The organism is Lewinella sp. (assembly GCF_050633125.1).
Lineage (GTDB): Bacteria > Bacteroidota > Bacteroidia > Chitinophagales > Saprospiraceae > Lewinella.
Genome location: NZ_JBOEFX010000056.1, coordinates 53077 through 65812, shown reverse-complemented (window position 1 = coordinate 65812; position 12736 = coordinate 53077). Strand labels below are relative to the sequence as shown.

At 42.6% G+C, this 12736-nt stretch carries 10 protein-coding genes and 1 pseudogene; 6 read left to right on the top strand and 5 right to left on the bottom strand.

The window, feature by feature from the left end; translation table 11 throughout:
- Nucleotides 1–88 precede the first annotated feature (88 nt).
- The 4 genes from ACRBG0_RS13505 to ACRBG0_RS13490 form a co-directional block, all read right to left on the bottom strand.
- Nucleotides 89–1630: a cryptochrome/photolyase family protein gene (locus ACRBG0_RS13505; RefSeq protein WP_431487397.1), complete on the bottom strand. Its 1542-nt coding sequence runs from the start codon at nucleotides 1628–1630 to the stop codon at nucleotides 89–91.
- 94 nt (nucleotides 1631–1724) lie between these two features.
- Nucleotides 1725–3248, bottom strand: coding sequence for a T9SS type A sorting domain-containing protein (locus tag ACRBG0_RS13500; RefSeq protein ID WP_431487396.1), 1524 nt, complete (start codon nucleotides 3246–3248; stop codon nucleotides 1725–1727).
- Nucleotides 3245–3802, bottom strand: a complete 558-nt coding sequence (locus ACRBG0_RS13495; protein ID WP_431487395.1) for a T9SS type A sorting domain-containing protein — start codon at nucleotides 3800–3802, stop codon at nucleotides 3245–3247. The genes ACRBG0_RS13500 and ACRBG0_RS13495 overlap by 4 nt, the downstream gene beginning before the upstream one ends.
- 100 nt (nucleotides 3803–3902) lie before the next feature.
- A complete protein-coding gene (locus ACRBG0_RS13490) occupies nucleotides 3903–4544 on the bottom strand; it encodes a hypothetical protein (RefSeq protein WP_431487394.1) in 642 nt (213 codons plus the stop codon).
- A gap of 344 nt (nucleotides 4545–4888) precedes the next feature.
- Here ACRBG0_RS13490 and ACRBG0_RS13485 point away from each other — a divergent pair, with 344 nt between their 5' ends.
- The 3 genes and pseudogenes from ACRBG0_RS13485 to ACRBG0_RS13475 all read left to right on the top strand — a co-directional run.
- Entirely contained in the window at nucleotides 4889–5137 is a 249-nt protein-coding gene (locus ACRBG0_RS13485; RefSeq protein WP_431487393.1) for a hypothetical protein, read from the top strand.
- Nucleotides 5138–5368: 231 nt separating this feature from the next.
- Nucleotides 5369–6537, top strand: a pseudogene (locus ACRBG0_RS13480) (7TM diverse intracellular signaling domain-containing protein); the annotation flags it as partial.
- A gap of 2 nt (nucleotides 6538–6539) precedes the next feature.
- Nucleotides 6540–8324: hybrid sensor histidine kinase/response regulator transcription factor (locus ACRBG0_RS13475; protein ID WP_431487392.1), on the top strand; the 1785-nt coding region annotated here is incomplete at its 5' end.
- A gap of 12 nt (nucleotides 8325–8336) precedes the next feature.
- Here the strand turns inward: ACRBG0_RS13475 and ACRBG0_RS13470 are convergent.
- Nucleotides 8337–9584, bottom strand: coding sequence for an ABC transporter permease (locus ACRBG0_RS13470; RefSeq protein WP_431487391.1), 1248 nt, complete (start codon nucleotides 9582–9584; stop codon nucleotides 8337–8339).
- Nucleotides 9585–9982: 398 nt separating this feature from the next.
- Here ACRBG0_RS13470 and queA point away from each other — a divergent pair, with 398 nt between their 5' ends.
- The 3 genes from queA (at nucleotide 9983) to ACRBG0_RS13455 (ending at nucleotide 12709) form a co-directional block, all read left to right on the top strand.
- On the top strand, nucleotides 9983–11050 hold the full coding sequence (queA, locus tag ACRBG0_RS13465; RefSeq protein WP_431487390.1) for a tRNA preQ1(34) S-adenosylmethionine ribosyltransferase-isomerase QueA: 1068 nt from the start codon (nucleotides 9983–9985) through the stop codon (nucleotides 11048–11050).
- 60 nt (nucleotides 11051–11110) lie between these two features.
- Nucleotides 11111–12307, top strand: a complete 1197-nt coding sequence (locus tag ACRBG0_RS13460; protein ID WP_431487389.1) for a hypothetical protein — start codon at nucleotides 11111–11113, stop codon at nucleotides 12305–12307.
- Nucleotides 12308–12487: 180 nt separating this feature from the next.
- Nucleotides 12488–12709: a DUF2795 domain-containing protein gene (locus ACRBG0_RS13455; RefSeq protein WP_020539443.1), complete on the top strand. Its 222-nt coding sequence runs from the start codon at nucleotides 12488–12490 to the stop codon at nucleotides 12707–12709.
- Nucleotides 12710–12736 lie beyond the last annotated feature (27 nt).

The window sequence follows — 12736 nt, the reverse complement described above, 5'->3', positions numbered from 1 at the left end:
TCAATTTATTTTTTGCGCAATAACTTGTGGTACAAAGGTACAGTAAGCTGTGAGATGTTGGGTAAGCTTGTTGTCAAAAAACAAAAGACTATAAAGTTTCTATATTTCTCTTTACCCAATCGGCTTTTCTTAGAATTGCCTCTTTTTGTTCACTTTCGTAACGATCCCAAGTACGGTAAGCCATACCAATACGGGCATTGTTTTTTAGTTGGGAACGATGACGATCCATAAAGTCCCAGTATAGGCTATTGAATGGACAGGCATTATCTCCAGTTTTTTCTTTATGATTATATGCGCATTTTTTGCAATAATCACTCATCTTGTTCATATAATTTGCACTGGCAACGTAAGGCTTGGTTGCAAGGAGCCCACCGTCGGCGTATTGACTCATGCCACGGGTATTAGTGATTTCGACCCATTCAATAGCATCGATATAGATACCTAGGTACCAGGCATCCACTTGGTCGGGATGGACACCCAGTAAAAGGGCAAAATTGCCAGTGACCATGAGTCGCTGAATATGATGAGCGTATGCGTGTTCTAGCGATTGCGTAATGGCATGACTCAGGCATTTCATCTTGGTTGCCCCCGTCCAATACCAACTAGGAAGCTTGGCATTGTGTTGGAAATAATTCTTCTCTGCGTAGGCGGGCATCTGTGCCCAGTAAACACCCCGCATGTATTCGCGCCAGCCAATAATCTGCCGCAAGAAACCCTCAATTTGTGCAATGTTGATCTCTTCTTGATGCTGCTCCCAATAGTTGATGGCGGCTTCGCATACCTCCAGAGGAGAGAGTATCTTGGTGTTCAGAACAAAAGAGAGCTTTGAATGAAAAAGCAAGTAGTGCCGATCCGTCATCGCGTCTTGGTAGGTGCCAAAATGAGCAAGGCGATATTGGCAGAAATGATCGAGTAAGTGGAGTGCTTCGTCTCTTGTCAGCGGCCAATCGAAGTCCGTGGCTTGCATACTGCCGATGGTCTTTACCTTTTCCTTTTGTAACAATGCTGCAATTTCGCTGGCATCACGACTAAAGGAAGGTACTTCAGGTAAGGGAACGTCTTTGGGAAGTCGGTTGCGGTTGCTCTTGTCGTAATTCCACTGGCCGGTAAGGGGTGTAACGCCATCTCCCTCCATGAGGAATTGGTATTTGGTTCTGACCTTACGGTAGAAGGTCTCCATCAGATAGGTCTTCTTGTTTTTGAAGAGTTCTTCTACAAAAGAGCGTTCAACGAGAAAGTGTTCGGAATCTACACAATGGCAGGTGAGGTCTAAGGTGGCACAGCAGTTTTTTAATGCTTCATCTAGTCGGTATTCATCTGGCGATTGGTAGGAAAAAGCGGTGAAATCACCATCTGCAAGTACCTTTTTTACGTTGGCCGTAATTGATCCAGCATTTTCGGAAGCATCGAGCTTTAGGTAATGTACCTGGTGCCCTTGTTCCTCTAGCCATTTAGAAAACAATCGCATCGCCAGGAAAAAACCAGTAACCTTTTGAACATGGTGTTGTACGTAATCGGTTTCCGATCTGGCTTCACACAGAAGGTAGGTGACATTGACATCAAGTTGCTGAAACCAAGAGTGCTGGGTATTGAGCTGATCGCCAAGAATAAGACGTAAGGTAGTGGGCATACGATTGAGATTAACGTCAGTCTAACAGCGTTTCTCCCATCATGTTTTTCAAAAATGGATGGATGGTCCATTTTGTCCAGGTTTTTGGGGCAGATTAATTACATATCAGCCTCTCCACCGCCAATTTTCCCGCTTTTCGCCACCATTCCACCAAATAAGTGCCAGGCGGTATTTTCTCCAGGTGCAGTGTTTGTTGTTGGGCGGCTTGCCGCCATAGCTCGCGCCCGCTCAAGTCGCGTATCACCAGGAGGTCATCGGGCTGCACGGTACTACCAAATTGCACTTGTACCCTTTCACTAGCCGGATTAGGGAAAAGGTTCATTTTTTCTTCTGCATGGATTGGCACCTGCCAGGTACTTGTAGGCAAACTGTCGCAGCCTCCTGGCCCCAGGGCGCCTAGACGATAATTGGGGAAATAGGGGATGAGCAGCCCATTACGTGAAGGCAATGGAAACCCCAATTGATTGACATGGCAGGCATAGCCGCGCTCGTTGGGTTGTTCAATTACGTGGAGGTAGGGAATCGTATTTATTGCACCGATGTATATTTTACCATCCGGCCCCAATTGAGGTAAATAAAAGAAAGTACCAACATTGGCCGGTGGAATGAGCGTACCGTCCCAAGTAGCAACCCGCTGTTTACTACCGATGATGTCTTCGGCCCACAAATCGTACTGATCTATCCACAGGTTGGTGACGAGGTAGAGTAGGCGAGAGTTTGGAGAAAAGGCTACGCCTCCGGTAGAAATAGAGGAGTCTGCTGCCATAGGCACCTCATCGTAGAGCGGTTGGTGCAGACTGCCTTCACAGCGATTGAAACGGTAGAGGATCAGGCCGTTGTAGCGCCCGAATCGTGCGAACCAGTTGCCATCTGGCGAGAAGTTGTTTTGGCCCGTTGCTCCATCTTCCCGATCAAAACCACCAATGGCTTGCCGATGCGACTCGTAAAAGCCATCAGCATCCAGGCGCACGAAGATATAGTTATCGGTAGCTTGTTCATTGGTGATGATCCACCAGTCTTGCCCGTTACCATGTCGTACAGCCGAAATACTGCTCATAGACATGGTATCATGCAGAATCTCTACGTTCTTCTCTATCACATCCCCCCGGCCATTATCCAGTCGCTTGTCTACCAGACTGTAGTAGAGGTATTCGTTCATTCCTCCTTCCCCCTGCGGCGGTTGCACATACCCTAGTCGGGCATGAACGAGATAATAGAGATTGGTATCTGTAGGGTGGGGCAAAAAGAAAATGTCTTGAATAGCAGGATACGCAATTAAATTATTAGCGGTATCACAAAATTCATTGAAATAGTAACCAGGGTTAATCGTGTCTCCATTCAATAGTTTTAGGTCATCAGCACCATTAATACGACAACCGTTAGAACTAAAAAGAATGTTCCCCCATTCATCACAGATTGTCGTACTGTTCCGAATGAAGTCTAGGTCACGGTATAAGTAAGTCGTATCAGGAGGAGTAAAGTTGAAATCGATATCTACTCCTCCTGCTATGGTACCCGTAGGATAACTTCCATAACCAGTTTTCCAGATATAATCATGCTTCTGAGCGTTGATGAGAGAAACGCTCAGAAGGAGAAAAAACGTTAGCTGGGTTTTCATGATTTGATGAGTTTCTCGGTGCTGATCCTGTGGTTGCCTGACCACCATTCCAGAATGTACATACCGGATGGGAGTTGCTGTAAATCAATGATGTTTTCATGGATCGATTGACGGAGTACGATTTTCCCGTAAGCATTTTTAAGGATTAGTTCTCCGGGCACTGCACTGGGTTCTAGTTCGTTGATATCGACTCTGACCAGGTTGCTAGTGGGGTTAGGGTACAAACTCATGCTAGGGGGATATGAAATACTTTCCTCGATAGCGACACTGGGAATTTGTATTGCAGCGGTCTCGCAGGCCAGAAGAGATAATTCATGGTATTCCTGCCAGCGGCAGGCAGGAAGCATACTCTGGGCAATAAAAACGGATGGACCATGGGTGTCATAACATTGTATTGCCAAGTTTTCCAATATAGCCCAATCTTCTCCACTGAGTTCGCCGGTTATTGTTTCTTTTACCAACAAACGATTGACCACATACCATTGCTCCTCAAGGAGATCACCCTGTGGTATCAATTCTTCCATTACAACTTGCAAATCTTCTGATTGTTGCACCGATCTATTTTCTAAAAACAACTGATGCTGCGTCCATGCTTCATTCCATGTTTCATTTTCACCAGTCCAGGCTTCTGCGCCATTGTTTATCCAGTACCTCCTACCATGTCATTGGGGCAATTAAGGAAGCTCCTGATATTGTACTACTGTAAATATAATTATCGTTAATTTTATCATCTCCTGTAGCACTTCTTTCTGCGTAAACGGCATTGATGGTTAATATTCCGGTGTTGGTATTGTCAAAACGATTATTGTAAATTCTTATATAATGGTCTTTAGGTGAAATTGCGTATACAATGTAGCTACTGGCTTCTGCTAAAATACCAATTCCTGTTTGGTAACCTTCCACAATTCCAGCATCAATGATGGTTTCGAAGCTGGTTCTGTTAACGCTGAAAACGCTTTTGTTAGAAATAATACCAATTCTCAAATCAACAAAACGATTTAGTGCTGTATTCGGACTGTTACTACCATCTCCTAACCATACATAAGGTATTGAACTCGCCCATATACCTGCGAATGAGTGAGTTCCAGGTAAGGGAGCCTGTCCACTGAAAGGAGGTTTCAAAACATTACCGAAGAAGAGGTTGCCTCGAAAAACATGGGTTGCGGCTGGATTTGCCGTTTTTTGGACAAGCCTGGCTACTACCCAGTTGCGTTCAAAAGTATTACTTAGGACTTTTACGCCTGTAGCACTGTTGGCGTAAATTGCATATTGTGCATCCTCTATTCTCTTGACCATAAGTATAAGAAAAAAGCCAGCATAGGCTGATTAAGAGAGTGTAGCGCATGATGATAGGTTTTAAGATAAACTAAGACCAATATACAATTTTTTGTTTTTTTAAGTATTTTGATTACCAAAATGCTCGGAATCCACATACTCGCAATTAATGTTCAAGCTTTTCCAAAAAAAACAGTAAGGATTGTCAATTTTGTCCATCTTTTTGAAAGAATAGTGCTAGTGTTTTGGGCTAAGGAGTATGATCTTTAGGATAATAAGATTTTTTACCTAAAACCGCACACGTATGAGAAAGCTAATTTCCTTATTGGGATTGTTGCTAGCGATAGCCTACAGATGCTGGGGAAATGCAAGCATGGGGCATTGTTAATATGGAGTTGCCTTGGGGAAGTAGTTATGATTACGATAGTGGTTCTGTAGATGGCTTCAAATCTGTTGCGGAGTTTTTAGCGTCAGGAGAAACCATGTTTGATCATTTTCAAAAAGCACATCCCGATAAAGATATCGATAAGCTAATGGCAGAAACCGGAGCTAACTCGAATTTAGTCAAAAGTGAAATCAGGAAAATTCTAGATTTTACTTGGGTAGAAGAATAAGCTCTATAACAGTTTTAAAAGCAAAAATATATTAAAGAAGGAACGGTCAGGCGCCTAAAACCTGTTCAATCACGACCACTAAAAGCACCATTATGTTACGCACCAGTTGAGTAATATATAACTGTTAACCTACAAAATTAGTGTCCTGACCGCCTTCCTTCTTACTTTTGAAAATCCTGCATTCTTTATTTTCCTTACCTTGTCGATAGACACAAGTCTGGGTAAGAGAAAATGCACACAGTTTTTAATAGAGAAACCCCGTTGTTACCAGTGTTAGGAGCCTGGAAGCAACAGTCAAAGCGTAGTGTATTCCTGTTGACAGGGATACTCTTTCTATTTTATTTCTCCCTACAAGCTAATTCTCTCCCCCTTGAACTCAGAGATGGTCAATCAACCACCATTCCTTCTTCGCTACTTTATTATGCGCCAGACTTATTAAAGGGTGAATATTCTCTCGAATTGCTTGAGAATACTGATTTTATTCCTATTCCTCAGGAGGGCGGTTTTTTAGAAGCCGAAAGGAATTATTGGTTTCATCTTCGAATGAAAAACGACCTTCCTGATGCTTACGAGCAAGTCGAGTGGGTTCTTAAGTTTCCTTTGCTATTAACGGATGTTTCTTATCTAGCGATAGATGAAGATGGTGTCATTCAGAAGGGGAAAACAGGTTTTTTTACCCGAGTATCGGAACGCACTTTTTATCCTAGTTTAAAAGGTAATTTTGCAAAGCTGCACCTCCCAGCCCAGCAGGAAGTAAATGTCTATTTGTTATTGCGTAGTGATCGCAAGCTTATGGCTCCTGTTTATGATATACAAGTTACAAGTACAGCTGTGTTTTTTGATCAGCTAAAACAGAAGAAGCTATTTAATGGCATGTTCTTTGGCTTCATCTTTCTGATCTTGCTATATAACTTGTTTCTCTTCTTCTTGGCTCGTGATGAAGCATTTATATTTTACTCCCTTTATTTATTAGCGCTATCCGTTTTTACGGTATATAACAGTGGTGATCTTGCTGACTGGTTAATGGGAAACCTTTTCCCTAATCAACCGCAACTGATTTATACGTTTAAGCTGAGCGTCTATTTTATAGTCGTTGGTTATCTGACTTTCTTGCGCTCTTTTCTTGATTTAAACAAGTTATTGCCTGCATGGGATCGTTTTTTTAGATGGTTTAGCTACCTGGCCTATGTATTCTTACTATTAGATGGAGTGGTCATGCTGGTCACTAATTTTAATTATGATATTGCTGATGCAATTGGTGTCACCTACCTGATCGCGTTCCTGTTTTTGTTAAGCTTCTTTTTGTGGGTTTTAATGAAAACAGATGACCCTAAACGGTATTTCATCATTGCTGGGGTAATTGCTATGGGAGTTGGGATTACATTGACTTTGATTGATCGNNGATCGGATGAGAACAATTGAATTTTCTACTTTCGCTTATAAGATTGGGACGATTATTGAAGTCGTTATTTTTTCATTAGGCTTGGTTTATCGGCAAAAGGAAGCGGTACAGCAAAAGCAAGAGGCACAATTTGCGCTCGAAAAAGCGACAATTTTAAGAGAACAGCAGGAGAGAGAAACGGCGCGCTTAGCAGAATTACATGCGGCTAAAGAATGGTTTTTTACGCATATTACTCATGAGTTGCGAACGCCCCTGACGGTTATTCTTGGAATGGCAGATCACTTGAAAAATTTATTAAGTACTACACCGTTTTCTGATACTCAGCAAGGGGACTGGGAAAGTAGCGTTAACCTTATTGATCGTAATAGCAGCCATTTGCTTCGACAGGCTAATCAGTTGCTGGAACTTGCAAAATTGGAAGCTGGTGCAGTAGAGCTACAATTGATAAAAGATGATGTTGTAGCCTATTTGGGATACCTCATGGAGTCTTTTTATTCCCTCGCGAAGGAGCGGGACATAAAATTATCCTTTAAAACGAGTGTTTCCCAATTAATCATCCCTTTTGATGAGTTGAAATTACAGCAGGTAATCTATAACCTTTTGTCTAATGCAATCAAATTTAGCGAGGCAGGAGGCGAAGTAACCCTTGTGGTAAAGGTGACGGAAAATGATCATCAGCCCTTCCTGTCTATAGAGGTTGTTGATACAGGAATGGGGATTCCAGAGAAAGACTTGAAAAGCTTGTTTGACCCCTTTTATCAGGCTGGTAATCGCGATGTCTCAATGCTGGGAACAGGGGTTGGGTTGGCCTTAACTCAGCAATTAGTTACCCTTATGTCAGGTACTATTAATGTACGTAGCAGGGTAGGAGAAGGCAGCTGTTTCTCTATATTGTTGCCATTCTTAGAGGAGCCTTCTACAGCGCAGACAGGAGCATTAGAAAAACAAGCCTATGTAAATGAGCCTGTTTCTGCCGGCATACAAGCCTTAGAAGAGGCGGTTACAGATAGTGATCTACCATTGTTGTTGATTGTTGAAGACAACAACGACGTAGTTGCTTACCTCGAAAAAATTCTAACGTCAAATTATCAAATTCGGATTGCAAATAATGGCCGTGTTGGCGTAGCAGAAGCGATTGAGCATTTGCCTGATCTGATTATCAGCGATGTTATGATGCCTGAACTGGATGGTTATGAACTATGTGAAGCTATAAAGTCTGACTACAGGACTTCGCATATTCCTATTGTTTTGCTGACCGCCCGTGCGAGTGAAAAGGACAAACTTGTTGGTCTGACTTATGGTGCAGATGCTTATTTGGTTAAACCCTTCAATCGCGAAGAATTACTATTGCGATTGAAAAATTTACATGGGCTAAAGCAGAAATTACAAGAGCATTATAGATTGGTAAGTCAGTCGGATATACCAACTCAAGCGGAGGCAAAGGATGGATTGAATAGTCGGGAATTAATTTTTCTCAAAGAGCTGAAGGCTAAAGTAATTGAACGACTTAGTGATGAAACGCTATCTGCGAATACATTGGCAGAAGCCATGTTGTTGAGCTCTTCTCAATTTTATCGTAAACTAAAAGCCCTGACGGGACAGACGCCCACCCAATATATTCGAGGTCTTCGCATCTCAAAAGCACAGGTTTTACTTAAAGAATCGATGTTGCCAATCGCAGAAATTGCTTATCAAACCGGATTCACCGATCCCAACTACTTTTCACGTACGTTTAATCAGTATTCAGGCAAATCTCCTCGGGAGTATAGGAAAGAAGAAGAGTAATCACCGTTGGAACTACTGCCTCATAGCCTCTACTGGATCAAGTTTACTGGCTTGTACTGCTGGAATAAAACCGGCTACTACACCGATAATGATCGACATGCCAGCACCTAGCAGCACATTGCCAAGGTCGATATAGATTGGGAAGTCCAGTGCTGCCGTGAGTATTTTAGTAATAAGAAATACCAGGCCAAGTCCCATCGCGCCCCCTAAAAGACAGAGGATAATCGCTTCGATCAAAAATTCAGACAGAATAATGTGACGTTTAGCTCCAAGCGCTTTCTTTACCCCGATTTGACTGGTTCGTTCTTTTACAGAAACAAACATGATATTGGCAACAGATACCCCACCCACGAGGATAGAAAAGAACCCAATTACACCGCCTAGTAGATTGAGGACTCCAAAAAACGAATCAAATTGTTCTGAAACGACAGTCAATTCATTGAACGCGAAAGTGTCCTCTTCTCTTGGGTTTAGCCTCCGTTGCGATCGGACGAGTATTCTTAGTTCGCCTTTGAGTTTTTCGAGGCTAACGCCTGGGCGTGCTTTTACGGCAATGAACGAATCGGTGTTATTTCCTTTGACATTAACCAAGCGACTTACTTTGTTATAGGTAACGATGACCGCTTCATCAAAATCCAGGGGGTTGATTAACTCATCTCCGGAGCTTTCTAAAACACCAATCACTTCGTAAGTACCTCCTTGAAGTTTGATGGATTTACCGACGGGCTCAACTGACCCAAAGAGTTCTTCGGCGACAGTAAAGCCAAGGACGACTTTGTTACTGGCGTAAAAAGACTCTGAAGCTGAGAAAAAGCGGCCTCTGTGAAAACCTATTCCGAATACCGAAACAAATTCTGGGGTGACCCCACAGAGGAAAGAACGCTCAACACTATTGTTTTTCCACTTCAGTGTTCTGGAACCGGCACCGAGAAAGAAAGTGCTCATTTGTGCAGAGCGTGCTTTGTCATTGATTACTTCATATTCTTCGTAGCGTGGGGTAGGGCGTTTCATCAGATCCCACCAGTTGCTACTATTATCTCCCCATGGCCATTTTTGTACATAGAGTACATCGTTCCCTAATTTTTCCATGCTACCCCGGATGTTGTCTTCTAGCGAGTCAACCGCAGAAAGCACACCGATGATACAGAAAATACCTATGGAAATGCCAAGCAAGGACAGAAAGCTTCTCAGCTTGTTGCCACTTAGTTGTTGGCTAGCTTGCCGGATACTTTCAGTGAAGATTTTGAAAAATATTCTCATGGTAATCGGGTGTTGAGTTCACGAAGCTAATGAACCTGACTGAATCAGCCGTGTTTTATAGATGAAGAAAAAGGAAAAATCTGCCAACCCTGCTTATTTCACGTTCAATCGTTGATGCTTATAGGTTATTAGCCTCGGGATTTAAACCAGATGCAGGTTTGTTCTGCCTGGTAGTGGTAATAATAAATGCTTGTTGAATAGGGTTTACAGAAGGCAAATAGCTTTGTTGTTGGTATATTTATAATTTAGGCACTCTAAGCTTGCCTTTTGGATAAATAAATTGCTATTTTTGCGCTCTTATTTAAGTAGTGAGCACGTTTAGCGTTTACCTGAATTATCTCTGATGAAGCTCCTAAGCTTTAAGGTAAGCCTTGAACTAGCATCTGAAAAAAATGTAAATGAGGACCAAACTTTCTCAGTTTAACTATGATCTTCCTGAATCACTGATTGCTAAGTATCCGACCAAAGAACGGCATGATTCCCGATTGATGGTTGTACACCGTGAAACCGGTGAAATCGAGCACCGTGTCTTTAAGGATGTTCTGGAATACTTTGACGAAGAAGATGTACTCATTTTCAACAATACCAAAGTTTTTCCTGCCCGTATGTATGGCCGTAAGGAGAAGACGGGTGCCCGTATTGAAGTCTTTTTGTTGCGGGAATTGAACACGGAAGCACGCCTTTGGGATGTACTTGTTGACCCTGCACGGAAGATCAGAGTAGGTAATAAACTTTACTTCAGTGATGAACACGATAATGATCGTTTAGTCGCCGAGGTTGTAGACAATACGACTTCTCGTGGACGTACCATTCGTTTTCTTTACGATGGTCCTGATGATGAGTTTCGTGAAGAACTCAGTTATCTTGGTACTACTCCTTTACCCAAGATGATGAATAGGGAAGCTGAAGAGAGCGATAAAGAACGTTTTCAAACAGTATTCGCTAAAAATATAGGAGCTGTTGCAGCTCCGACGGCCGGGCTGCACTTCAGCCGAGAGTTGATGAAGCGCTTTGAGATTAAAGGTGTTGATTTTGCTGAGCTTACCCTCCATATTGGGCTAGGTACTTTTCGCAGTATCGATGTTGAAGACCTGTCCAAGCATAAAATGGATGCGGAATATTACCAGATCCTCGAAAAAGCGGTCGAACAGGTAAATAAAGCTAAAGCAGCGGGTAACCGGAAGGTCTGTGCCGTAGGTACAACTTCAATGAGAGCTATTGAAAGTTCTGTTTCCGCAGAGCTGATGCTGAAAGCCTCTGAAGGGTGGACAAATAAATTTATTTACCCTCCCTTTGATTTTAAGATCGCCAATGCAATGATCTCTAACTTTCATTTGCCAAAATCAAGCTTATTGATAATGGTAAGTGCATTTGGAGGCTCTGATTTGATTAAGCACGCTTATCAAGAAGCCGTTAAAGAAAAGTACCGTTTCTTTTCTTACGGGGATGCTATGTTGATTTTATAGCAGATGCGAACAATACAAGTCCTTTGGAAAGCGTACCTTAATAAAAAAGGTACGCTTTCTATGTTTTACACCTTTCCGTTGCGGAATTTTTTCCTGGGTTTACTACTAGTAGGCATGAGTGCCCCGCTTTCAGCGACAGAGCTGGTTACTTTTGATTTCTATGATCAAAAGTTGGACCTTTATGTGCCTGATAATTTCGTTTACCCTTACCAACTTAGAATCGAAGAGATGGCGCTGAGGTCGCTGTATCAGGAGTTTGAACGGCGCCCCTATCAGTCGCTACTTACTGATTTACAGGAAAAAGCTTCTCTTCTTCAATTGAATGATTGGCTGTTTTCACAGCTGATTCGGCAGGGGCTTCAAGCGATTTATAAAAAGCAGGCAGGTGACCCAATCGTTGAGTATGCGACCTATTTCCTTTTGGCCAAAAGTGGGTACGATGTTCGGTTAACTTACCGTGATAAGCTGCTACAGGTAAATGTATATACGACGGATGTATTGTATGAAATCCCTTTGATTCAGGATGGAAGCCGTCAGTATGCAAATATTTCGAGCGGTGTTCGTGCCACAAATATGGGGCGATCAATGTATCTGTTGGACCAGGCACCTCAATCTCGTGGCCGAGTATTTTCTTTTTTAATGAAAAAGTGGCCCACCGTTTTAAACAGCAGTGAGGCAAGAAGTGCTGTTTTTCAATATCGTGGACATAGCCAGGAAATCAACTTCCGATATAACCCAGGATTGGCTGCACTCCTGAAAAATTACCCGCTAGTTGATGAGCACTGGTATATGGAAGCCCCGCTATCCGAAGCGTTGAAAGCCACACTGATTCCGCAGTTGAGACAACTCCTCAAAGGAAAGACCCAGCGGGAGAGCCTAGAGTATTTGGTAGCATTTACACGCTCTGCCTTTGTTTATAAGGACGACAAAATTGTTTTTGGAACGAATAAGCCAATGGTCGCTGATGAGTTGTTTTTTTATCCATTTTCTGACTGCGAAGATCGGTCTGCATTATTTTATGCATTGGTGAAAACGTTACTTGAACTGCCAATGATCGTCATAGCTTATGAAGATCACTTGAGTATTGCTGTAGCGGCGCCCGGATTGATAGGGGATGCTGTTACTTACAATGGTCAGGTTTATGTGTTTTGTGATCCAACAGGCCCACAAAATTCCTCGGAAATAGGGAGGATACCCCCTGGGTACGAAGACCAAACCTTTGAAATTCTCGGATCATTTACTGGGCGCAAGGAATAGTATTTTAACGATTGTTGAACTTCTGTTACTACTTACCCGTTCAGTTTATTACATTTGCCTGAATTTTAGCCTATGGCGTACGCTGTGGTTAATTGAGTATAGGAATTATTTTTGACCAAAATAAAGCAAGGGCTTTTTTACTCTTGCGGAAAATTTGCAAACAGAACAAACTGTCTAAGTATGTATTGGACATTGGAATTAGCCTCTCATTTAGAGGATGCACCTTGGCCTGCAACGCGCGATGAACTCATTGATTATGCTGTTCGTTCCGGGTCTCCACTTGAGGTGATTGAAAACCTTCAAGCAATGGAGGATGAGGGAGAAATGTATGAGACCATCGAAGATGTATGGCCTGATTATCCCCGTAAGGATGACTTTCTTTTCAACGAAGATGAGTATTAAAGAACACACGGTGTAAGTTTACGAACC

Excerpts from the sequence above, each read along its gene's own strand:
- ACRBG0_RS13505 (WP_431487397.1), bottom strand. The coding sequence starts at position 1,630 with ATGCCCACTACCTTACGTCTTATTCTTGGCGATCAGCTCAATACCCAG.
- ACRBG0_RS13490 (WP_431487394.1), bottom strand. The coding sequence starts at position 4,544 with ATGGTCAAGAGAATAGAGGATGCACAATATGCAATTTACGCCAACAGT.
- ACRBG0_RS13485 (WP_431487393.1), top strand. The coding sequence starts at position 4,889 with ATGCAAGCATGGGGCATTGTTAATATGGAGTTGCCTTGGGGAAGTAGT.
- queA (WP_431487390.1), top strand. The coding sequence starts at position 9,983 with ATGAGGACCAAACTTTCTCAGTTTAACTATGATCTTCCTGAATCACTG.
- ACRBG0_RS13455 (WP_020539443.1), top strand. The coding sequence starts at position 12,488 with ATGTATTGGACATTGGAATTAGCCTCTCATTTAGAGGATGCACCTTGG.
- ACRBG0_RS13460 (WP_431487389.1), top strand. The coding sequence starts at position 11,111 with ATGTTTTACACCTTTCCGTTGCGGAATTTTTTCCTGGGTTTACTACTA.
- ACRBG0_RS13500 (WP_431487396.1), bottom strand. The coding sequence starts at position 3,248 with ATGAAAACCCAGCTAACGTTTTTTCTCCTTCTGAGCGTTTCTCTCATC.
- ACRBG0_RS13470 (WP_431487391.1), bottom strand. The coding sequence starts at position 9,584 with ATGAGAATATTTTTCAAAATCTTCACTGAAAGTATCCGGCAAGCTAGC.